The sequence below is a fragment of the Sphingomonas sp. URJC2 genome (assembly GCF_059803575.1).
In genome coordinates this window covers 1-21,236 of the sequence record NZ_JAPFGX010000045.1, presented here as the reverse complement: position 1 = coordinate 21,236, position 21,236 = coordinate 1, and the positions used below count along the sequence as shown (strand labels likewise).

Below are 21,236 nucleotides of genomic sequence, written 5' to 3'. Positions count from 1 at the left end.
AGGCGGGGCTGCGCATCACCCGGCCGCTGCTGCCGGGCGTCGCCCTCGCCGCGCGCCTGTCGCGCCCGCTCGGCCAGCCGGGGGCGGAGGGCGCACTTGGCCTTGATGTTCGGCTGCCGCGCCTGCCCGGCGCGCTCACGCTTGCGGTCGAGCGGCGGGTGGCGATCGAGCGCGGCGGGCGCAACGCCGTCGCCCTCACGCTGTTCGGCGGGGTCGATGACGTCATGCTGCCACAGGGGCTGCGCCTGTCGGGCTATGGCCAGGCCGGATTGGTCGGGCTGAGGCGGCGCGATCCGTTTGTCGACGCGCTCGTCCGCGTCGAGCGGCCGATCGGGGGCAGGCTGAGGCTGGGCGCGGCGCTATGGGGCGGGGCGCAGCCGGGGGCGGCGCGGCTCGATGCCGGGCCGCAGGCGGCACTGCGCGTCGGCCGGATGCGGGTGGCGGCCGAATGGCGCCAGCGGATCGCCGGCCGCGCCAGCCCGGGATCGGGGCCGGCACTCAGTCTCGGGGCCGATTTCTGAGCTTGCCCCCGCGCCGCCCCCGCCGATAGGGGTGGAACAGGACACGGGGAGCCAGCGTGGACCTTTACCTGCCCATCGCCAATCTGTCGGTCAACGCGCTCGTCATCACCGCGCTCGGGCTGGGCGTGGGCGTGCTGTCGGGCATGTTCGGCGTCGGCGGCGGCTTTCTCGTCACCCCGTTCCTGATCTTCTACGGCATCCCGCCGACCGTCGCCGCCGCCTCGGCCGCGAGCCAGGTGACCGGATCGAGCGTGTCGGGCGTGTTCGCGCATTTCCGGCGCGGCGGCGTCGATGTGCATATGGGGCTGGTGATGGTCGCCGGCGGCATATTGGGGGCACTGATCGGGGCCTGGCTGTTCCGCCTGCTCCAGGGGCTGGGCCAGATCGATACCGCGATCAGCATCCTTTATCTGCTTCTGCTGGGCAGCATCGGCAGCCTGATGATGCGCGATGCGCTGCGCGCGCTCAGCGCAGCCCGGCGCGGCGTGGTGCCGCCCGCGCGCACGCGGCGGCACCATCCGCTGGTCGCCGCCCTGCCGCTGCGCTGGCGCTTCTACGCCTCGGGCCTCTACATCTCGCCGCTCGCGCCCTTCCTGCTCGGCATGACGACGGGCATATTGACGATGATCCTCGGCGTCGGCGGCGGCTTCATCATGGTGCCGGCGATGATCTATCTGCTCGGCATGAGCACGCGGGTGGTGGTCGGCACCTCGCTGTTCCAGATCCTGTTCGTGACCGCGGCGACCACGCTGATCCACGCCACCACCACCCGCGCGGTAGATATCGTGCTGGCGGCGCTGCTGCTGATCGGCGGGGTCGTGGGCGCGCAGCTTGGCGCGCGGCTGGCGCAGCGCATCCGCCCCGACATCCTGCGGCTGGCGCTTGCCATATTGGTGCTCACCGTGGCGATGCGGATGGCGCTCGGCCTTGGCTGGCGGCCCGATGAAATCTATTCGATCGAGCTGGCATGAGGGGGCTGCGCATCCTTGCCGCGCTCGCCGCGCTGCCGCTGCTGGTCGGCGCGACCAAGCCGGTGCTGGTCCCCGATGTGTCGCAGCGCCGGATCGAGATCATCTACAGCTTCACCGGGGCCGAGCTGCTGCTGTTCGGCGCGATCCTCTATCCCGGCGGGCGGGTGCCGCGCCGGCCGGCGGACATTGCGGTGGTGGTGAAAGGCCCGTCCGAATCGATTCTGGTGCGTGAAAAGCGCAAGGTCGCGGGCATCTGGCTCAATGCCGAGAGCAGCCGGTTCCGCTCCGCCCCGGCCTTTTATGCGGTGGCGACATCGCGCCCGATCGGCGAGCTGGTCGATGAGCGCACCGCCGCAATCTATGAACTGGGCATCCAGAATCTCCAGCTGTCGCCCGCCGATGCCGGGTCGCCGGACAAGGCGCGCCGGTTCGAGCGCGGGCTGATCGACCTGCGCCAGCGCAGCGGGCTGTTCGTCGAACAGCCCGGCGCGGTCGAGATCACCGACGGCGTGCTTTACCGCGCGCGCATCCGCATCCCGGCGCGGGTGCCGGTCGGCGCCTACACCGCCGAAACCTTCCTGATCAGCGACGGCAAGGTGATCGCCGGGGCGGTGCGCGACATCGACATCGCGAAAAGCGGCTTTGAACGCTATGTGGCCGCCACCGCCGAAAGCCATGGCCTGGCATATGGCATCGTCGCGGTGCTGCTGTCGCTGGGGCTGGGCTGGGGCGCGGGCATGGCGTTCCGCCGCTTCTGACTTTCTTTACCCGGCCCCCTTATCACCCCTGCCCATCTGAGCTTTCCTGGGAGGGGACCATGGATCTCGCCAATCATGCCGGGGCGTTCCAGCCGGCCGACAACCAGGCCATGACCGGCCATGCCGCGCTGCCGCCGCTGGGCGCGGTGATCGAGATTGCGGGATCGAACTCGCAGCTGTGGCTCGAACGCGCGCAGATCGAGCTGATGGGCCGGGACGCCGATCCAAGCGTTGCCATGGCCGGCCAGGTCGGATCGCAGGTCAAGATCAAGGTCGGCAGTGTCTGGCTGGTCGCCAATGTCCGCTCGCTTTGCCTTGACAGCGACGGCACCGGGGTGCGCGCGCATATCGACTTTCTTGGCGAAGGCGATGAGGAACGGCTGACTGGGCGAATCTATAATTTTCGCCGCGGCGTCACCCGCTATCCGACGCCGGGCACGCCGGTGCATGCGGTGACCAGCGCCGACCTGAAGGAAATCTATGCCGCCGACGGCCGCCCCTCGATCGAGATCGGCACCGTCTATCCGACGCGCAACATCCGCGGCGCGCTGTTCATCGACGCACTGCTCGGCAAGCATTTCGCACTGCTCGGCTCGACCGGCACCGGCAAATCGACCTCGGCGGCGCTGATCCTCCACCGCATCTGCGACATGGCCCCCGAAGGCCATATCGTGATGATCGACCCGCACGGCGAATATGCCGCCGCGTTCAAGGGCAATGGCGCGATCTTCGACGTGTCGAACCTGGCGATGCCCTATTGGCTGATGAACTTCGAGGAACATTGCGAGGTGTTCCTGACCTCGACCGGGTCGAACCGGCAGATGGACGCCGACATTCTCGCCAAATGCCTGCTCGCCGCCAAGGCGAAGAACCGGCTGGCCGAAACCGTGTCCAAACTGACCGTGGATGCGCCCATTCCCTATCTGCTGTCCGATCTGACCAACCTGATCCAGCTGGAAATGGGCAAGCTGGACAAGGCGGGCGACAGCGCGCCCTATATGCGGCTCAAGACCAAGATCGACGAGATCAAGGCCGATCCGCGCTACAGCTTCATGTTTTCAGGGATGCTGGTCGCCGACACGATGAGCGACTTCATCGCCCGCGTGTTCCGCCTGCCGGGCGACGGCAAGCCGATTTCGATCATCGACGTGTCGGGCGTGCCGTCGGAAATCACCTCGGTCGTCGTCGCCGTGCTGTCGCGCATGGTGTTCGATTTCGCGATCTGGGCGCGCGGCGAGCGCCAGCGGCCGGTGCTGCTCGTCTGCGAAGAGGCGCACCGCTATGTGCCCAATGAACGCAATGCCGATGGCTCGTCGGTCGGCCGCATCCTCAGCCGCATCGCCAAGGAAGGGCGCAAATATGGCGTCTCGCTGGGCCTGATCACCCAGCGGCCCTCCGATCTGGCCGAAGGCGTGCTGTCGCAGTGCGGCACGATCATCTCGATGCGCCTCAACAACGAACGCGACCAGGCGTTCGTGAAGGCGGCGATGCCCGAGGGGTCGCGCGGGTTCCTCGATTCGGTGCCGGCGCTGCGCAACCGCGAGGCGATCATCTGCGGCGAGGGCGTGTCGATCCCGATCCGGGTGTCGCTCGACACGCTGGAAGAACATCGCCGCCCCGCCTCTGGCGATCCGCTGTTCTCCGAGCTGTGGAAACAGACCGGCGGCGAGGACGAGATGCTCGGCCGGGTGATCAAGCGCTGGCGCTCGCAGGGGCGCTGAGGGGTTGTCGTTGCGCGGCTGAGGGCGCACGGGCGGCGTTGTTTGGCGCGCGCCTCTCGGCAGGTTGTTTGTTGCGCGCCTCACGGCGCGGGTGCGGGCCGGTGCCGGTCTTCCCTAACAAACGCGCACGTCGAACAGCCGCCGCCCGTTGCCAGCCGCGCCGGTTTCGCCCTATCGGCCAGGGCCGAACACAGGGAGGAACCATGCCGACCGACGCCACCGCGCCTTATGACGACGGCAATGTGTTCGCGCGCATCCTGCGCGGCGAACTGCCATGCACGCGCGTGCATGAAGACGAATGGGCGCTCGCCTTTGCCGACATCAACCCGCAGGCGCCGCATCATGTGCTGGTGATCCCCAAGGGGGCCTATGTGTCGTGGGACGATTTCTCGGCCCGGGCCAGCGATGCGGAGATTGCGGGCTTTGTCCGCGCGGTCGGGCTGGTCGCGCGCGCGGCCGGGCTGGTCGAGCCGGGCTACCGGCTGCTCGCCAATATCGGCCATGACGCGCATCAGGAGGTGCCGCACCTCCACGTCCATATTCTGGCCGGGCGGCCGCTCGGACCGATGCTCGCCCGTCCGGCGGCCGGCTGAGGCCGGGCTGGGGACAGGCCGCAGCGGCACAACCGTGATAATAAAGTTGCACGGCCGCGATTAGCCTCTAGGGTTTGCGCCCCAGAGCGACGCGGCCGACCGCGCATGACAATCGGGGATCAGACAGGCATGTTTTTCGGGCGTAAAAAGCCTCTCGACGCCATTCTTGCCACGGCGGAGAAAAAATCGCTGCAACGCACGCTGGGCGCGTTCCAGCTGACGATGCTCGGCATCGGTGCGGTCATCGGCACCGGCATTTTCGTGCTGACGGCAGAGGCCGCGCAGAAGGCCGGGCCGGGCATGATGATTTCGTTCGTGATCGCCGGGCTGGTCTGTGCGGTGGCGGCGCTTTGCTATGCCGAAATGGCGGCGATGGTGCCGGTGTCGGGCTCGGCCTATACCTACAGCTATGCGGTGATGGGCGAACTGCTGGCCTGGATGGTCGGCTGGGCGCTGATCCTTGAATATGCGGTCGCCGCCGGGGCGGTGTCGGTCGGCTGGTCCGGCTATGTCGTCGGGCTGATCGAACATGCCTTTGCAATCGACATTCCCGACACCTTGGTGCTCGGGCCGTTCGATGGCGGGATGATCAACCTGCCGGCAATGGCGATTGCCGGGCTGGTGACCTGGCTGCTGGTGCTCGGCACCAAGGAAAGCGCCACCGTCAACGCCGTTCTGGTCGCGATCAAGGTCGCCGCGCTCTGCCTGTTCATCGTTCTCGCCGTGCCGGTGATGAACATGGAAAAATTCACCCCGTTCATGCCGCTCGGCTTTGAAGGCGTGTCGGCGGCGGCGGCGTCGATCTTCTTTGCCTATGTCGGCTTCGATGCCGTCTCGACGGCGGCGGAAGAGACCAAGAATCCGCAGCGCAACATGCCGATCGGCCTGATCGGATCGCTCGCCATCTGCACGATCTTCTACCTGCTGGTCGCAGCCGGGGTGATCGGCACCGTCGGCGGGCAGCCGGTGCTCGGCCCGGCTGGTGAGGCGCTGGAACCCGGCAGCCGCGAACTGGCCGCCCAGTGCGCGCTGATCAGCGACAATGCCGTCACCTGCTCCAAGGAAGCGCTGGCCTGGACGCTGCGCGAGATCGGCTGGCCGCAGATCGGCAACCTGATCGGGCTGGCAGCCGGCCTCGCACTGCCGTCGGTCATCCTGATGATGATGTTCGGCCAGACGCGCATCTTCTTCGTGATGAGCCGCGACGGGCTGCTGCCCCAGGCATTCTCGAAAATCCACCCGCGCTACAACACGCCGCACGTCATCACCGTGATCACCGGGGTGGCGGTGGCGCTGTTCGCGGCCTTCTTCCCGGTCGGTCAGCTGGCCAATATCTCGAACTCGGGCACGCTGTTCGCCTTTGCCGCGGTGTCGATCGCGGTGATGATCCTGCGCCAGACCGAGCCGACGCGGAAGCGGCCGTTCCGCACCCCGGCCCTGTATCTGACCGCGCCGATCGCGGTTGCCGGCTGCGCCTATCTGTTCTGGAGCCTGGATGAGAAGAGCAAGCTGCTGTTCTTCGTCTGGGCGGCGATCGGGCTGGTCGTCTATTTCCTCTACAGCCGCAGCCGCAGCCATGTCGGGCGCGGCATCGTCGATGTGCCGGAAACGGGTGGCGATGTGCCGCCGGGGCCGGTGCCGCCGCTGCCGACCGGGCTGTAATCCCGCGCTGCCGGGCTGACGCCTCAGCCCGGCCCCCGGAACCGGCCGGCCCGCCCTCTCTCAGGGGCAGGCCGGCCGGTTTCATGTTTAGCCGAGCCGGGCGGCGACCATCGCCTTGATATCGGCCTGCGGGCGCGGGCCGACATGGCTGATCACTTCGGCGGCGCAGACCGCCCCCATCACCAGACTGTCGGCAAGGCTGCGCCCTTGCGCCTGACCGGCAAGGAAGCCGGCGGCGAACAGATCGCCCGCCCCGGTGGTGTCGACCACCTGGGTCACCGGCTCGGCCGCCACGGTTGCGCGCGCGCCGTTCTGCACGGCGATCGCGCCCTGTTCGCTGCGGGTGACGACCAGCGTCGGCACGCGCGCCGCGACCGCCGCCAGCGCGGCGTCGAAATCATCGCTTTCCTCGAGCGACAGCAGCTCGTTTTCATTGGCGAACAGGATGTCGACCATCCCGTCGGCAAGCAGCTGGCGGAAGCTGTCGCGGTGGCGTTCGATGCAGAACACGTCCGACAGGGTGAAGGCGACGCGCCGGCCGGCGGCGCGGGCGACGGCGATGGCATCGCGCATCGCCGCGCGCGGCTCTTCGGGATCCCACAGATAGCCTTCGAGATAGAGGATCTCCGCCGCTGCGATCATCTCGCGGTCGAGCGCGGCCGCCGGCAGGAACTGCGACGCGCCGAGAAAGGTGTTCATCGTCCGCTGGCCATCGGGGGTGACAACAATCAGGCAGCGCGCGGTCGCCGGTTCGCCCGTGCGCGGCGCGGTGTCGAACCGCACGCCCTGCGCACGCATGTCATGCGCGAACACGCGGCCGAGCTGGTCGTCGGCGACCTGGCCGATAAAGCCGCAGCGCAGCCCGAGCGCCGCCAGCCCGGCCAGCGTGTTGGCCGCCGAACCGCCGCTGGTTTCCACGCCCGGCCCCATTTTGGCGTAAAGCGTCTCGGCTTCCTCGGTCGAGAACAGCAGCTGCATCGAGCCCTTGCGCAGGCCATTGTCGGTGATGAAGCCTTCGTCGGCGCGGGCGATCACGTCGACAATCGCATTGCCGATCGCGACGACATCGTAACGGGCATCGGACACATTTTTCTCCTTCAGGCAACCATGGCAGGAACCCATGGCAGGAAACCATCGCGAGGACGCGCGCGGCCCGCATGGCTGACCGCGCGGGCCATAGAGCGGATCGGAGCGCCGTCAACTCCGGCGGCACCGCTCCCGGCCGGGCGCGCGGGGGATGCCGGAGCGGCTCTGCCCGGCTCTGCCCGCAACCGGGCTGGCGCAGCCGGATGCGGACGCGGCTTGCCGGGCGGTGGCGGCCATGTTTGTCAGCGGCGATGATGGCGATTCCAAACCGAAACAGGCTCCGCAAACCGGTTTGGCCGGCGGCGATGATCGGGCTGGCGCTGCTCGGCGGCTGTGCGGCCCGGCCCGCGCCGCTGCCGCGCGCGCTGCCGGTGACGCCGCCGGTGCTCAGCGTATCGGGGCTGGAACGGGTGCTGGGCGCGACGGCGGCCGGGCTGGTCGCGCTGTTCGGCCCGCCCGAACTCGACATTCGCGAGGATCAGGCGGTGAAGCTGCAATTCGCCGGGCCGATCTGCGTGCTCGACGCCTATCTCTACCGCACCCGCGCGCGCGGCGAGCCGGTCGTCACCTATGTCGATGCGCGCCAGCCCGATGGCCGCGACATCGACCGGGCGAGCTGCGTCGCCGCGCTTGCCGCCCGGCACCGGGGGCCAACCCGCCCCTGATCTTCCGCCGCTGATCTTCCGCCGCCGATCTTCCGCTACCGGGGCGCGCGGCGTCAGTCGGTGCGGTGGCCGCGCAGCTCGTCGCCGGCGATGCGCGCGACATGGACGACATTGGTCGATCCCGGCGTGCCGAACGGCACCCCGGCCATGATGATCACCCGGTCGCCCGCCTTGGCCAGGCCATGGCGCAGCGCCATGCGCTTCGACTTGCCGATCATCTCCTCGAACGACGACACGTCGCGCGTGCGCACCGCATGCGCGCCCCAGAGCAGGCCGAGCCGGCGCGCGGTCTCCAGCCGGGGGGTGAGGACGAGCAGCGGCGCGGAGGGCCGCTCGCGCGCCACGCGCCGCGCGGTCGAGCCGGAGGTGGTGAAGCAGATGATCGCCGCCGCCCCGATCGTGCGGGCGATTTCGCCCGACGCCTCGGCCAGCGCATCCGCGGTCGTGGGATCGGGGCGCGTTTCGGTGAAATGGACACGCGCGGCATAGCCGGGATCGCGCTCCACCGCCTCGGCAATCGCGTTCATCATCGCCACCGATTCGACCGGCCAGTCGCCCGCCGCGCTTTCGGCCGACAGCATCACCGCATCGGCCCCGTCATAAATGGCGGTGGCGACGTCGGACACCTCCGCACGGGTCGGCGTTGGCGCCTTGATCATCGATTCGAGCATCTGGGTGGCAACGACCACCGGCCGGCCCATGCGCCGCGCGGCTTCCACGATCCGCTTCTGCATCGGCGGCACCGCCTGGGGCGGCAGCTCGACGCCGAGATCGCCGCGCGCGACCATCACCGCATCGGCCAGCTCGATGATCGCATCGAGCCGTTCGAGCGCGGCGGGCTTTTCGATCTTGGCGAGCAGCGCTGCGCGCCCGCCGATCATCCGCCGCGCCTCGGCGACATCCTCGGGCCGCTGAACAAAGCTGAGCGCGACCCAGTCCACCCCCTGATCGAGCGCGAACGCCAGGTCCGACCGGTCCTTTTCGGTCAGCGCGGCGAGCGGCACGACGACATCGGGGACATTCAGCCCCTTGTTGTTCGACAAGGCGCCGCCGACCTCGACCACCGTCTCGATCCGGTCATGGCTGTGATTGACGACGCGCAGCACCAGCTTGCCATCGTCGAGCAGCAGCCTTGCGCCCTCTTCCAGCGCGACGAACAGCTCGCGGTGCGGCAGGCACACGCGGGTCTGGTCACCGGGCGTCGTGTCGCGATCGAGCACGAAGGTCTGGCCGGTCTTCAACAGCACCATGCCCTCGGCAAAGCTGCCGACGCGCAGCTTGGGCCCTTGCAGGTCGACAAGGATGGTGGTCGGCCGGCCAAGCTGCTTTTCGAGCGCCCGGATATGGGCGATGGTCTGCGCATGATCGGACTGGGCACCATGGCTCATGTTGACGCGGAATGCGTCCGCCCCGGCCCGGAACAGTTTCTCGATCATTTCGGGGCTGCGGCTGGCCGGCCCCAGGGTCGCCAGCACCCGCACCCGGCGCGACCGCGCCTCAACGCTATTCGCCATCATTCTCGCCATTGCCGTTGGATTTGATGGGTCTAGCGTCTAATCGAGGGCGATCAACCCGGGGGAAGGGCGCATGATACAATATTCCGACGCGGCCGCCGCCGCCGCATTCCGCCGCCTCGTCGCCCATTTGCAGCACCGCACCGATGCGCAGAATGTCGACCTGATGGGGCTGGCCGGATTTTGCCGCAATTGTCTGGGCGACTGGCTGGCCGAAGCCAGCGGCGGCGCGCTCGACCGCGATCAGGGGCGCGAGGCGGTTTACGGCATGCCCTATCCGCAATGGAAAGCGATGCACCAGCAGCCCGCGACCGCCGAACAGCTGGCGCGGATGGAACAGAGCATCGCCCGCAATCAGACGCAGGGAGAAGAGCGATGAGGATTGGCAAAAGCGCGCTCGGCGCATGGCTGCTGGCCGGGGTGGCATTGGCCCAGCCGGCATTGGTTCAGCCGGCAGCAGCACAGACGAATGGCGGACAGGCGGCGGCGGGTCAGGCAGCGGCGGCCCCGGTGCGCTACATTCAGGCCGGGGCGGTGCTGGCCGAGCCGGGCCGCATCACCCGCGGGCCGACGACGATCATCGTGCGCGGCGGCACCATCGCCGAGCTGCGCGACGGCTTTGTCGCGCCCGAGCCGGGGGCCGAGCTGATCGACCTGCGCACCCGCCATGTGCTGCCCGGCCTGATCGACATGCACGTCCATTTCTATTCGACTGGGGAGCCGCTGCGCGCCAGGCTCGATTACGCGATCAAGGACAATGAGGACGGGTTCGTCGACGCGCTGGTCGCCGCGCGCAAGACGCTGGCCGCCGGCTTCACCACGGTGCGCGATCTGGGCGGCCAGCCGCGCGGCATCCGCGCGCTGCGCGACGCGATTGCGCGCGGCGACATCGAAGGGCCGACCATCGTCAATGCCGGGGAGATGATCTCGGTTACCGCCGGGCATGGCGACGCCAACGGGCTGAAGGCCGAGTTTGCCGAGGCCGAGCGCCATGGCTCGACCGCGCTGTGCAACGGTGCCGATGACTGCCGCCGGGCGACGCGCGACCAGATCTTCCAGGGTGCCGAGGTGATCAAATTCGCCGCCTCGGGCGGGGTCGGCAGCAACATCGCCGGCGGTCTGGGCAAGCAGATGACCGACGAGGAGATGAAGGCGATCATCGACACCGCCCATGCCTTTGGCCGCAAGGCGACCGCCCATGCCCATGGCAAGGAAGGGATCGACGCCGCCCTGCGCGCGGGCGTCGATTCGATCGAGCATGGCTCGTTCATCGATGACGAGACGATTGCCCTGTTCCGCAAGACCGGGGCCTATCTGGTGCCGACCATGCTCGCGTTTGAAAGCGTGCTGCGTCAGGGCCGGGCGGGCGAACGCCCTGCCGCCTCGGTCGCCAAGGCCGAGGAGGTGGCCAAGGTCGTCAAGCAGAGCCATGCCCGCGCCGCCCGGGCCGGGGTGCGCATCGCCTTTGGCACCGATTCGGGCGTCGGCGTGCACGGCATCAATGGCGAGGAATTCGCGCTGATGACGGCGGTCGGCATCACCCCGGTCGATGCCATCCGCGCAGCGACGGTCGAGGCGGCGGCGCTGCTCGGCCGCGCCGACCGGATCGGGTCGATCGCACCGGGCAAGGATGCCGATCTGATCGCGGTCGAGGGCAATCCGCTCGACGATGTGCGGCGGCTGGAAAAGGTCGAGTTCGTGATGCGGCGCGGCGTCGTCCACAAGCTGGGCGGCGCGCGCCAGACATTTCCGGTGCGCTGAGGGCCGACGGGCGCGCGGGACGGCGCAGGGCGTTGCCCTGTCGCCGTCATGCGCGTAAAGCGCACCCCTTCATTTGAGCGGGGTTGATATGAGTGACGCGGTCGCAGCCGAACAATTGCGCCTGTTCATCGAGCGCATCGAACGGCTGGAAGAAGAGAAAAAGGGCATCGCCGACGATATCCGCGACGTCTATGCTGAGGCCAAGGCCAATGGCTATGACGTCAAGACGATGCGGGCGATCGTGCGCCTGCGCCGGATGGAAAAGAATGCGCGGCAGGAAGCCGACGCCCTTCTCGAAACCTATCGCAACGCGCTCGGCCTCGACTGAGCGCGGCTTGCCAGCAAAGGGTCAGGGACATGGCCGGCCATTCCAAATTCAAGAACATCATGCACCGCAAGGGCGCGCAGGACAAAAAGCGCTCGGCGATGTTTTCCAAGCTCAGCCGCGAAATCACCGTCGCGGCCAAGATGGGCCTGCCCGATCCGGACATGAATCCGCGGCTGCGCGCGGCGATCAACGCCGCCAAGGCGCAGTCGATGCCCAAGGACAATATCCAGCGCGCGATCGACAAGGCGTCCAAGGGCGAGGGCGAGAATTACGAGGAAGTCCGCTATGAGGGCTTCGGCCCCGGCGGCGTCGCGCTGATCGTCGAGGCGCTGACCGACAACCGCAACCGCACCGCGACCAATGTCCGCACCGCCATCACCAAGAATGGCGGCAATATGGGCGCGTCGGGTTCGGTCAGCCACGGGTTCGAGCGGCTGGGGCTGATCGAATATCCGGGCCATGTCGGCGACGAGGACAAGGTGCTCGAAGCCGCCATCGAGGCGGGGGCCGATGATGTCGAGAGCGATGGCGACAGCCATGCGGTGTGGACCAGCGTCGATTCGCTGCACGAGGTCGCCCGCGCGCTCGAACCGGCGCTGGGCGCGGCCGACGGGGTGAAGCTGGCCTGGCGGCCCAGCCTGCGCACCGAAGTGGGCGAGGACGATGCCCGGCTGCTCCTCAAGCTGATCGACGCGCTCGACGATGACGATGACGTGCAGACCGTGTGGGGCAATTACGACATTCCCGACGCGGTGATGGAGCGGCTGGGCTGATCCGGCTCCGCCAGCCCGGCCGGCGATGATCATCATCGGCCTCGATCCCGGGCTGACGGCGACCGGCTGGGGTGTGATCGCCAAGGCCGGCAGCCGCCTGTCGCATGTCGCCAACGGCCAGGTGCGCACCGATGCCGCGCTGCCGCTGCCCGCGCGCCTGGCCGCGCTCGATGCCGCGCTGGCCGAGGTGATTGCCCACCACCGGCCCGATGCCGGCGCGGTCGAGGAAGTTTTCGTCAACGTCAATCCGCAGTCGACGCTGAAGCTGGGCCATGCCCGCGGCGTCGCGCTGCTCGCGCTTGCCCGTGCCGGCCTGCCGGTCGCCGAATATGCGACTAAGCTGGTCAAGAAGGCGCTGGTCGGCACCGGCGGCGCGGACAAGAAACAGATCCAGGCGATGCTGGGCGTGCTGCTGCCCGGCGTCAGGCTGGCCGGGCCGGACGCCGCCGATGCGCTGGCGGTGGCGATCACCCACGCCCATCTGCTCGGCAGCCATCGTTGACCGCCGGGCCGCCCCCGGCCTAGAACAAAGCATGATCGCAAAGCTGACCGGCCTTCTGGATGCAACCGGCCCCGACTGGGCGGTGATCGACGTTCAGGGCGTCGGCTATCTGGTCCAGTGCAGCGCGCGCACGCGCGACCGGCTGGGCGGCGAGGGCGCGCGCGTGACCGTCCACACCGAAATGCAGGTCAGCGACAGCGACATGCGCCTGATCGGCTTCGCCAGCGCCGAGGAACGCCACTGGTTCCGCCTGCTGACCGGCGTGCAGGGCGTGGGCAGCAAGGTCGCGCTCGCCATCCTGTCGGCGCTGTCGGCGGACGAGCTGGCCCGCGCCTGCGCGACCGGCGATCAGGCGATGGTCGCGCGCGCCAACGGCGTCGGTCCCCGGCTGGCGACGCGCATCGTCAATGAACTCAAGGACAAGGCCGGGGCGATGGGCATCACCGGCATGGCCGGGACGGCCTCGGCCGACGGCATGGCGTCACCGCCGGCCGGGGCGGCGGCCGATGCCGTCTCGGCGCTCCAGAATCTGGGCTTCAAGCCCGGGGTCGCGGCGGCGGCGGTGGCGCGCGCCGCCGACGAGCTGGGGGCCGATGCCGGGCTTGATGCGCTGGTCCGCACCGCGCTGCGGCTGGCGACCGCATGACCGCGCCGCTGCTGTCGCCCGCTCGGCAGGATGACGATCCTGATGCCGCGCTCCGCCCCAAGACGCTTGAGGAGTTTGTCGGCCAGGAAGCGGCGCGCGCCAATCTGCGCGTGTTCATCGACAGCGCCCGGCTGCGCAGCGAGGCGCTCGACCATGTGCTGTTCTTCGGCCCGCCGGGGCTGGGCAAGACCACGCTTGCCCAGATCGTCGCCCGCGAAATGGGGGTCAGCTTCCGCGCCACCTCCGGCCCGGTGATCGCCAAGGCCGGCGATCTGGCGGCGCTGCTGACCAACCTTGAATCGGGCGATGTGCTGTTCATCGACGAGATTCACCGGCTCAATCCGGCGGTCGAGGAGGTGCTCTATCCGGCGATGGAGGACCGCGCGCTCGATCTGATGATCGGCGAAGGGCCGTCGGCACGCTCGGTGCGGATCGATCTGCCGCCCTTCACGCTGGTCGGCGCGACGACGCGGCAGGGATTGCTGGCGACGCCGCTGCGCGATCGGTTCGGCATTCCGGTCAGGCTGAACTTCTACACGGTGGCCGAGCTGGAACGGGTGGTGACGCGCGGGGCGCGGCTGCTCGGCATCGGCATCGACAGCGAAGGCGCCAGCGAGATTGCGCGGCGCGCGCGCGGCACCCCGCGCGTCGCCGGGCGGCTGCTGCGGCGGGTGCGCGATTTTGCCCAGGTGGCGGGCGCGGCCGTGGTCACGCGTGCGATCGCCGATGCCGCGCTCACCCGGCTCGAGGTCGATTCGCTCGGCCTCGACGCGATGGACCGGCGCTATCTGACGATGATCGCCGACATTTATCGCGGCGGCCCGGTGGGGGTGGAAACGCTGGCCGCCGGCCTGTCGGAACCGCGCGACACCATCGAGGATGTGATCGAGCCCTATCTGATCCAGCTTGGCCTGGTCGCACGCACCGCGCGCGGCCGCTGCCTGAACGGCCCGGCCTGGACGCATCTGGGGCTGGAGGTGCCCGGCGGCGAGGCAGGCGGGCTGTTCGACTGACCGGCCCCATCCCCGAAACGGGGGTTGGTCGCCCGAGTCGCAATCGGTTAAGGCGGGCGCGATGGACAGCCGCGATCTTCCCGCCTCGGGCCGCTTTGTCGGCCGCACCCACCGTTTCCCGGTGCGCGTCTATTTCGAGGACACCGATCTGGCGGGCATTGTCTATCACGCCAATTATCTGCGCTATATGGAACGGGCACGCTCGGACATGCTGCGCGTCGCCGGGATCGACCAGCGTGCAACGCATGAGGCGGGCGGCGGCGTCTATGCGGTCGCCGATCTCAGCATCCGCTATCGCCGGCCGGCGCGGCTCGACGATGATCTGCTGATCCTCACCCGGCTGACCCGGATCACGGCCCCGGCCGTTCATATTCATCAGACAGTCATGCGCGGCGACGAAATGCTGACCGAGGCGGAGGTGCTGGCGGCGTTTGTCGGCCCCGATGGCCGGCCCCGGCGTCAGCCCCGCGCCTGGACCCAGCTGTTCGCCGCTTTGTTGGAGGAAGCCTGACCTTGGACCCGACCCTGTTGCCCGGCGATCCCGCCAGCCTGTCGCCCATCGCCCTGTTCCAGCAGGCCGATCTGGTGGTGAAGGCGGTGATGATCGGCCTGCTTGCCGCAAGCATCTGGAGCTGGGCGATCATCCTTGCCGCCGGCGCGAAGCTGCGCCGGGCAGGCAGCGACAGCGACCGGCTGGAGCGCGAGTTCTGGAAGGCCCAGGACATTGACCGGTTTTTCGACCGGCATGGCGAGGCCGAAATCCCCGCCGCCCGCATCCTTGCCGCCGGCATCCGCGAATGGCGGCGCTCGACCGCCGGGGCGGTGGTCGACCGCGAAGGCGTGCGTGCGCGGCTGGCGACGCTGATGAACAGCGCCTGCGCCGCCGAGATCGACCGGCTGTCGGCGCGGCTCAACATTCTGGCGACCATCGGCAGCGTCGCGCCGTTTGTGGGCCTGTTCGGGACGGTGTGGGGCATCATGCGCAGCTTCACCGCCATCGCATCGGCGCAGAACACCAGCCTTGCCGTCGTCGCGCCGGGCATTGCCGAGGCGCTGTTCGCAACCGCCATCGGCCTGTTCGCCGCCATTCCGGCGGTGATCGCCTATAACCGGCTGAGCCACGGCATCGACCGGCTGGAAGCGCGGCTGCTGCGCTTTGCCGACGCCTTCCACGCGACGCTGTCGCGCGAGCTGGACGCCGACCGCTGATGGGGGCGCAGCTTCCCTCAGGCCGGCGGGGGCGCGGGCGCGCGCCGATGGCTGACATCAACGTCACGCCGCTGGTCGATGTGATGCTGGTGCTGCTGATCATCTTCATGGTCACGGCCCCGCTCCTCACCACCGGGGTGCCGGTCGACCTGCCCGAAAGCCGCGCGGGCGCGCTCGACCAGCCCGACGAGCCGGTGGTGATCTCGCTTGCCGCCGACGGGGTGATCGCCATTGGCGAGGAGCCGGTGACCGCCGATGATCTGCCCGGCCGGCTGCGCGCCATCGCCGCACGCGGGGAAAAGCCGCAAATCCATCTGCGCGCCGACCGCACGCTCGATTATGGCCGGGTGATGCGCGTGCTGGGCGAGCTCAACCGCGCGGGGCTGAACAAGGTCGCGCTGGTCAGCACCGGCGAGGAGCGGCGCTGACATGGACCGCGCCGAGCGGCTGGGACTGGGGATTGCGGCGGGTGGCCATGCGCTGGCCATCGGCCTGTTGTCGTTCGGTTTCCTGGCCGCGCCGCTGCCGCTGACAGCAGACCGGCCCCCGGTCGAGGTGCAGTTTGTCGAGGATGTCGGGCTGGAAGCGGCAACGCCCGATCCCGCCAAGGCGCAGCCCGCGACCAGCGTCGCGCCCGAACTGGGCCAGCCCGAACCGGCGGCGGAGCCGGTTGCCGCGCCCAAGGCCGATGCGCCTGCGCCGCGCCCGCGTGCTGCCGACAAGCCGGCCCCGGCCAAAACAGCGACCGAAGCTGCAAAGCCGCCGCGCAAGCCCGCCGAGGCCAGCGCCGCAGCGCCGCCAAAGGGCGCGCGGCTCGGCCCCGATTTCCTGAAGGGCATTGCCGAAAAAGCCTCGGCCAGCCGCAGCACCGCAACCGATGCGCCCATCGGCCCGAAAGAACAGGGCGCGTTGGCCGCCGAGCTGATCCGCCAGCTCAAGCCGCACTGGAAGCCGCCCAGCGGTGCCGATGTCGACCGGCTGCGCGTCACCATTGTCGCCAACCTGTCGGAAGACGGGGCGATTATCGGCGAGCTGCGCGTGATCGGGCCGAGCGGGGTGACGGCAAGCAACCGCGCCCAGGCCGATGTGTTTGTCGAACGGGCGCTGGCGGCGGTCAGGCGCGCGGCACCCTATCGGCTGCCGAAGCAATATTATGCGGCGTGGCGGGTGATCCGGCCGCAGCTTTACGAGGGATTGTGACCCGGGCCGATGCGCCGGGTGTGGACGGATTGACGGGGACAATGTGGTGGCAGGGATGAACAGGATCACAAGGCTGACGGCGCTGGTCGCGGCACTGACCGCCGGCGGCGCGGTTACGGCGCAAACCGCGGGAGTGGCGACGGCGGGCATCGGGACTGGGGGCGCGCCGCCTGCCGGGTTGAGCGTCGATGTGACGGCGGCGAGCGGCGATGACCTGAAAATCGCCGTGCCCGCGCTCGCCACCCCCGCCGCGCAGCAGACCGAGGCGGGCGCGACCGATGCGCTCGGCCGCCAGATCGCCGACGTGATCGCCACCGATCTGCGCGGATCGGGGCTGTTCGTGCCGGTCGGGCCGGGCGGGCTGCCGGCCCCCGATTTCGCCCAGATCAACGCCCCCGGCTATGGCGTGTGGCGCGGCATGGGGGCGGAGGCGCTGGTCCAGGGCTATGTCCGCGCCGATCAGGGGCAGCTGACCATCGGCTGCTATCTCTACGACGTGACGCTGCAGACCGAGCTGAAGCGCGCGGGCTTTGTCGTCGCGCCGCGCGACTGGCGGCGCGCGGCGCACAAATGCGCCGACATGGTCTATTCGCGCCTGTCGGGGGAAAGCCCGTTCTTCGACAGCCGCATCGCCTATATCGCCGAAACCGGGCCCAAGGACGCGCGCGTCAAGCGGCTGGCGATCATGGATTCGGACGGGGCCAATCACCGCTTCCTGACCAATGGCCAGAATCTCGTCCTCACCCCGCGTTTTTCGCCCGATTACAAGTCGATCGTCTATGTCAGCTATCAGGGGCGGCGGCCGCGAATCTATGTCTATGATGTCGGCACCGGCGGCCAGCGGCTGGTGCTCGACACCGCCAACCAGATCATCGCGCCGCGTTTCTCGCCCGATGGGCGGACATTGCTGTTTTCGATGAGCGTCGGCGGCAACACCGACATCTACCGGATGCCCGCGACCGGCGGCACGCCGGTGCGGCTGACGACATCGCCGGCGATCGATGTCGGCGGCAGCTTTTCCCCCGATGGCAGCCGGATCGTGTTCGAAAGCGACCGGTCGGGCAAGCAACAGCTCTATGTGATGAACGCCGACGGATCGGACCAGCGCCGGATCAGTTTCGGCGGCGGCGCTTATGCGACCCCGGAATGGAGCCCGCGCGGCGACCTGATCGCCTATACCCGCATCGCCGGCGGGTTCCGCATTGGCGTCATGGCGCCATCGGGCGGCAATGAGCGGCTGCTGACCGACGACTGGCAGGACGAAGCGCCGACCTGGTCGCCCAATGGCCGGGTGATCCAGTTCTTCCGCACCAGCCCCGGCCGGTCGGGCCGGTCGACCGTGTGGCAGGTCGATCTGACCGGCCGCAACCTGCGCCGGATCCCGACCCCGGTCGACGGTTCCGACCCGACATGGGGGCCGTTGCTCCCCTGACGACCCTGTTTGCAGCAAAGGAGAAACCAGATGATCCGCAAGATGACCGCCCTGCCCCCGGCCTTTTGGGCCTCTGCCGCGCTGATCGCGCTCGCCGGCTGCGCCAAGACCCCCAAGGCCGAGGATCTGCCGCCGCCGCCGGTGCAGCAGACCGAAACGGCGACGCCGACCCCCGATGCCGGGCCGCAGCCGGGCAGCCAGGAACATTTCCGCGCCGCCGTGCAGTCCGACCGCATCTATTTCGACACCGATCAGTCGGATGTCGATGCGACCGACCGGGCGGTGCTCGACAGCCAGGCCGCCTATCTGCGCCAATATCCGCAGGTGCGCGTGACCATCGAGGGCCATGCCGATGAACGCGGCACCCGCGAATACAACCTCGCGCTGGGCGAACGCCGGGCGAATGCGGCGAAGAACTATCTCGCCTCGCTGGGCATCGACGCGGCGCGGATCAGCGTCCTCAGCTATGGCAAGGAACGCCCCGAAGCGACCGGGTCGGACGAAGCCGCCTGGGCGCAGAACCGCCGCGCCGTCACCGTGACCGTCCAGTAAGCACGCCTGCGCCCATGTTCGCCGCCGGGTAGAACCGCCCGGCGGCCCGGAAACATGGGACGGATCAGCTTGCGCCTCCCGAAAAATGATATTAATATGATATCATGTTTTCGGGAGGCATCACGACCATGCAGACGACCCATCAGGCGCTCAACGTCAGCCGCGAGCGCGCGACCCAGGCGGTCAACGGCTATGCCATGCTGTTGCTGCTGCTGGGCGCCATCGGCCTGATCGCACTGGCCGGCGCGATGCAGAACGGCCCACTGGTCATTGCCGGCGCGCTGGCGCTGCTTGTCATCACGCCGGGCTTTTACATGCTCCAGCCCAATCAGGCGGCGGCGATCATCCTGTTCGGGGCCTATCTGGGCACCGATCGCGGCACCGGCCTGCGCTGGACCTGGCCATGGCTGGTGCGCCGCAAAGTGTCGGTGCGCGCCAACAATCTGGTCAGCGAGATTCTGAAGGTCAACGACCTGCGCGGCAACCCGATCGAGATCGCGGCGCAGGTCGTGTGGCGCGTCACCGACACCGCCCAGGCGCTGTTCGATGTCGATGATTACAAGGCCTTTGCCGATGTGCAGATCGAAGCCGGGGTGCGCGCCATCGGCTCGCGCTATCCCTATGACGATTTCACCCATGCCGAAGTGACGCTGCGCGGCAATCATGACGAGGTGGGCGAAGAGCTGCGCCTGGAGCTGATGAAGCGGCTGGCGACTGCGGGCATCGCCGTCGACGAATGCGGTTTCACCCATCTCGCCTATGCGCCTGAAATCGCCGGGGCGATGCTGCGCCGGCAACAGGCTCAGGCGGTGGTGGCCGCGCGCCAGACCCTGGTCGAAGGCGCGGTGGGCATGGTTGAAATGGCGCTGGAACTGCTGTCGCAGAAGAATGTCGTCGAGCTGGATGATGAACGCCGCGCGGCGATGGTGTCGAACCTGATGGTCGTGCTGTGCGGCGAACGCGACACCCAGCCGGTCGTCAACACCGGCACATTGTATCAGTGACGATGGCGGCCCCGCCCGGCGGCGATCCCCCGGCGGCGCGCAAGCCCTTTGCGCTGCGGCTCGATCCGGCGCTCCACGCCGCGATCGAGCGCTGCGCCGCCGCCGAACTGCGCTCGGTCAATGCCGAGATCGAGGCACTGCTGCGCGAGGCGCTGGCCCGGCGCGGCATCCACGTTGCCGCGCCGGCACCAGCCCGGCGCGGCCGGCCGCCGCGCGCCTAACCACTCAGGGCTGAACCGGCTCAGGCGGGCGCGCTGTCGCCGACCGGGCGCGCTTCCTCGACCAGCATCACCGGCACGCCGCCGCGCACCGGATAGGCGAGGCCGGCGGCATCCGAAATCAGCTCGCCAGCCGCTTCGTCATAGCGCAGCGCCGTCCGCGTCAGCGGGCAGACGAGCACGGCGAGCAGCCGTGGGTCGAGCGCGGGCGAGTCGTCGGCGCCGGTCATTGCAGCGTCACCGGATCGTCGCGCTCCCCGCCATGGCGGCCGAAAAACTGCATCAGCTGGATGATCAGCTCTGCCCGGCAATCGAGATCGGGCGCTTCGAGCAGCGCCTGTTTGGCGGCGGTGTCGAACGGCGCGATCTGGGCGATGCCGTTGACCAGCGATTCGTCATCGAGCCGGCTGACCGCATTCCAGTCGACCGCATAGCCCTGCGCCTCGGCAAAGCGGCGCGATTCGGTTTCCAGCGCGGCGCGCTGCGCCAGCGGCAGCGGCTCTTCCGGCACATCCTCGATCAGCTGCGCCTCGACCTGGCGGAACGGCGTCGCCACGCGCAGTTCGGACAGGATGCGGAACCGCGCCAGCCCTTCGAGGATGATGTTGTAGCGGCCATCGTCGAGCGCCTCGACATGGGCGATGCGGCCGACACAGCCAATGTCGAACAAGGGCGGCGGATCGCCCGGCCCGCGCGGCTGCACCATGCCGATGCGCCGGTCGCGCGCCATCGCGTCGCTGACCAGCGCGCGGTAACGCGGCTCGAAAATGTGCAGCGGCAGCTGCATCCGCGGAAACAGCAGCGCCCCGCCGAGCGGAAACACCGACAGCCGGGTCGCGCCCTCCGCCATCAGGTGAACAACGCCGCCGAAAGCCGCCGCCGCGTGGCCGCCGCCCAGGGGTCCTCCAGCCCGACCACTTCCATCAGGCGCAGCAGCCGGGTCCGCGCCGCGCCGTCATTCCAGTCGCGCTCGGCGGCGATGATCGCCAGCAGCTCATCGGCCGCACCGTCGCGGTCACCCGCCGCCATCAGCCCGCCGGCCAGCTCGTAGCGCGCGGCCAGATCGCCCGGCGCCGCCGCGACCCGCGCGCGCAGCCCGGCCAGATC

26 protein-coding genes and 1 pseudogene are annotated in these 21,236 nt (G+C 69.1%); 22 read left to right on the top strand and 5 right to left on the bottom strand.

The window, feature by feature from the left end:
• The 6 genes and pseudogenes from OPU66_RS13110 to OPU66_RS13085 all read left to right on the top strand — a co-directional run.
• Positions 1–521, top strand: a pseudogene (locus tag OPU66_RS13110) (hypothetical protein); the annotation flags it as partial.
• Between the two features lie 56 nt (positions 522–577).
• Positions 578–1,492, top strand: coding sequence for a sulfite exporter TauE/SafE family protein (locus OPU66_RS13105; protein WP_498554102.1), 915 nt, complete (start codon positions 578–580; stop codon positions 1,490–1,492).
• Positions 1,489–2,250, top strand: a complete 762-nt coding sequence (locus OPU66_RS13100; protein ID WP_498554101.1) for a TIGR02186 family protein — start codon at positions 1,489–1,491, stop codon at positions 2,248–2,250. The genes OPU66_RS13105 and OPU66_RS13100 overlap by 4 nt, the downstream gene beginning before the upstream one ends.
• A gap of 110 nt (positions 2,251–2,360) precedes the next feature.
• Entirely contained in the window at positions 2,361–3,971 is a 1,611-nt protein-coding gene (locus OPU66_RS13095; RefSeq protein ID WP_498554105.1) for an ATP-binding protein, read from the top strand.
• Positions 3,972–4,174: 203 nt separating this feature from the next.
• Entirely contained in the window at positions 4,175–4,564 is a 390-nt protein-coding gene (locus OPU66_RS13090) for an HIT domain-containing protein (protein WP_498554100.1), read from the top strand.
• 129 nt (positions 4,565–4,693) lie between these two features.
• A complete protein-coding gene (locus OPU66_RS13085; RefSeq protein ID WP_498554099.1) occupies positions 4,694–6,226 on the top strand; it encodes an amino acid permease in 1,533 nt (510 codons plus the stop codon).
• 87 nt (positions 6,227–6,313) lie between these two features.
• Here the strand turns inward: OPU66_RS13085 and OPU66_RS13080 are convergent, their stop codons facing one another.
• The gene (locus OPU66_RS13080) at positions 6,314–7,312 is read right to left on the bottom strand and encodes an adenosine kinase (protein WP_498554098.1); all 999 of its coding nucleotides are present in this window, start codon (positions 7,310–7,312) and stop codon (positions 6,314–6,316) included.
• A gap of 305 nt (positions 7,313–7,617) precedes the next feature.
• On the opposite strand from OPU66_RS13080, the gene OPU66_RS13075 reads away from it, so the two are divergent.
• Positions 7,618–7,977 carry a hypothetical protein gene (locus OPU66_RS13075; protein WP_498554097.1) on the top strand — a complete coding sequence of 120 codons (360 nt, stop codon included), beginning with the start codon at positions 7,618–7,620 and terminating at the stop codon, positions 7,975–7,977.
• A 53-nt stretch (positions 7,978–8,030) separates the two neighbouring features.
• Here OPU66_RS13075 and pyk read toward each other — a convergent pair whose 3' ends face one another.
• A complete protein-coding gene (pyk, locus tag OPU66_RS13070) occupies positions 8,031–9,491 on the bottom strand; it encodes a pyruvate kinase (RefSeq protein ID WP_498554104.1) in 1,461 nt (486 codons plus the stop codon).
• 73 nt (positions 9,492–9,564) lie between these two features.
• On the opposite strand from pyk, the gene OPU66_RS13065 reads away from it, so the two are divergent.
• The 15 genes from OPU66_RS13065 to OPU66_RS12995 all read left to right on the top strand — a co-directional run bounded on the left by OPU66_RS13065 (position 9,565) and on the right by OPU66_RS12995 (position 20,132).
• Complete coding sequence (locus tag OPU66_RS13065) at positions 9,565–9,870, top strand: DUF1244 domain-containing protein (RefSeq protein WP_498554096.1); 306 nt, start codon at positions 9,565–9,567, stop codon at positions 9,868–9,870.
• On the top strand, positions 9,867–11,252 hold the full coding sequence (locus OPU66_RS13060) for a metal-dependent hydrolase family protein (protein WP_498554095.1): 1,386 nt from the start codon (positions 9,867–9,869) through the stop codon (positions 11,250–11,252). The genes OPU66_RS13065 and OPU66_RS13060 overlap by 4 nt, the downstream gene beginning before the upstream one ends.
• A gap of 88 nt (positions 11,253–11,340) precedes the next feature.
• Complete coding sequence (locus OPU66_RS13055) at positions 11,341–11,580, top strand: DUF2312 domain-containing protein (RefSeq protein ID WP_160591776.1); 240 nt, start codon at positions 11,341–11,343, stop codon at positions 11,578–11,580.
• A 29-nt stretch (positions 11,581–11,609) separates the two neighbouring features.
• A complete protein-coding gene (locus OPU66_RS13050; RefSeq protein WP_498554094.1) occupies positions 11,610–12,353 on the top strand; it encodes a YebC/PmpR family DNA-binding transcriptional regulator in 744 nt (247 codons plus the stop codon).
• A 25-nt stretch (positions 12,354–12,378) separates the two neighbouring features.
• Positions 12,379–12,855, top strand: coding sequence for a crossover junction endodeoxyribonuclease RuvC (ruvC, locus tag OPU66_RS13045; protein WP_498554093.1), 477 nt, complete (start codon positions 12,379–12,381; stop codon positions 12,853–12,855).
• Positions 12,856–12,886: 31 nt separating this feature from the next.
• Positions 12,887–13,501 (top strand): Holliday junction branch migration protein RuvA, encoded by a 615-nt coding sequence (gene ruvA / locus OPU66_RS13040; protein WP_498554092.1) that lies wholly within the window; start codon positions 12,887–12,889, stop codon positions 13,499–13,501.
• Positions 13,498–14,514, top strand: coding sequence for a Holliday junction branch migration DNA helicase RuvB (ruvB, locus tag OPU66_RS13035; RefSeq protein ID WP_498554090.1), 1,017 nt, complete (start codon positions 13,498–13,500; stop codon positions 14,512–14,514). The genes ruvA and ruvB overlap by 4 nt, the downstream gene beginning before the upstream one ends.
• Positions 14,515–14,575: 61 nt before the next feature.
• Positions 14,576–15,025, top strand: coding sequence for a tol-pal system-associated acyl-CoA thioesterase (gene ybgC / locus OPU66_RS13030; protein WP_498554089.1), 450 nt, complete (start codon positions 14,576–14,578; stop codon positions 15,023–15,025).
• Positions 15,022–15,723 carry a protein TolQ gene (tolQ, locus tag OPU66_RS13025; protein ID WP_498554103.1) on the top strand — a complete coding sequence of 234 codons (702 nt, stop codon included), beginning with the start codon at positions 15,022–15,024 and terminating at the stop codon, positions 15,721–15,723. Before ybgC ends, tolQ begins: the two co-directional genes overlap by 4 nt.
• Positions 15,723–16,151 (top strand): ExbD/TolR family protein, encoded by a 429-nt coding sequence (locus OPU66_RS13020; protein WP_498554088.1) that lies wholly within the window; start codon positions 15,723–15,725, stop codon positions 16,149–16,151. Before tolQ ends, OPU66_RS13020 begins: the two co-directional genes overlap by 1 nt.
• 1 nt (position 16,152) lies before the next feature.
• Positions 16,153–16,923 (top strand): cell envelope integrity protein TolA, encoded by a 771-nt coding sequence (gene tolA, locus OPU66_RS13015; protein WP_498554087.1) that lies wholly within the window; start codon positions 16,153–16,155, stop codon positions 16,921–16,923.
• Positions 16,924–16,978: 55 nt separating this feature from the next.
• Complete coding sequence (gene tolB, locus OPU66_RS13010; RefSeq protein ID WP_498554086.1) at positions 16,979–18,355, top strand: Tol-Pal system beta propeller repeat protein TolB; 1,377 nt, start codon at positions 16,979–16,981, stop codon at positions 18,353–18,355.
• A 30-nt stretch (positions 18,356–18,385) separates the two neighbouring features.
• Positions 18,386–18,907 carry a peptidoglycan-associated lipoprotein Pal gene (gene pal, locus OPU66_RS13005; RefSeq protein WP_498554084.1) on the top strand — a complete coding sequence of 174 codons (522 nt, stop codon included), beginning with the start codon at positions 18,386–18,388 and terminating at the stop codon, positions 18,905–18,907.
• Positions 18,908–19,011: 104 nt separating this feature from the next.
• Positions 19,012–19,911, top strand: coding sequence for an SPFH domain-containing protein (locus OPU66_RS13000; protein ID WP_498554083.1), 900 nt, complete (start codon positions 19,012–19,014; stop codon positions 19,909–19,911).
• A gap of 2 nt (positions 19,912–19,913) precedes the next feature.
• The gene (locus tag OPU66_RS12995) at positions 19,914–20,132 is read left to right on the top strand and encodes a type II toxin-antitoxin system antitoxin (protein ID WP_498554082.1); all 219 of its coding nucleotides are present in this window, start codon (positions 19,914–19,916) and stop codon (positions 20,130–20,132) included.
• A gap of 20 nt (positions 20,133–20,152) precedes the next feature.
• Here OPU66_RS12995 and OPU66_RS12990 read toward each other — a convergent pair whose 3' ends face one another.
• The 3 genes from OPU66_RS12990 to OPU66_RS12980 all read right to left on the bottom strand — a co-directional run.
• A complete protein-coding gene (locus tag OPU66_RS12990; protein ID WP_498554081.1) occupies positions 20,153–20,359 on the bottom strand; it encodes a Trm112 family protein in 207 nt (68 codons plus the stop codon).
• Positions 20,356–20,979, bottom strand: a complete 624-nt coding sequence (locus tag OPU66_RS12985) for an LON peptidase substrate-binding domain-containing protein (RefSeq protein ID WP_498554080.1) — start codon at positions 20,977–20,979, stop codon at positions 20,356–20,358. Before OPU66_RS12985 ends, OPU66_RS12990 begins: the two co-directional genes overlap by 4 nt.
• A partial coding sequence (locus OPU66_RS12980) for a tetratricopeptide repeat protein (protein WP_498554079.1) occupies positions 20,979–21,236 on the bottom strand: 258 nt, incomplete at its 5' end. The genes OPU66_RS12985 and OPU66_RS12980, both read right to left, overlap by 1 nt.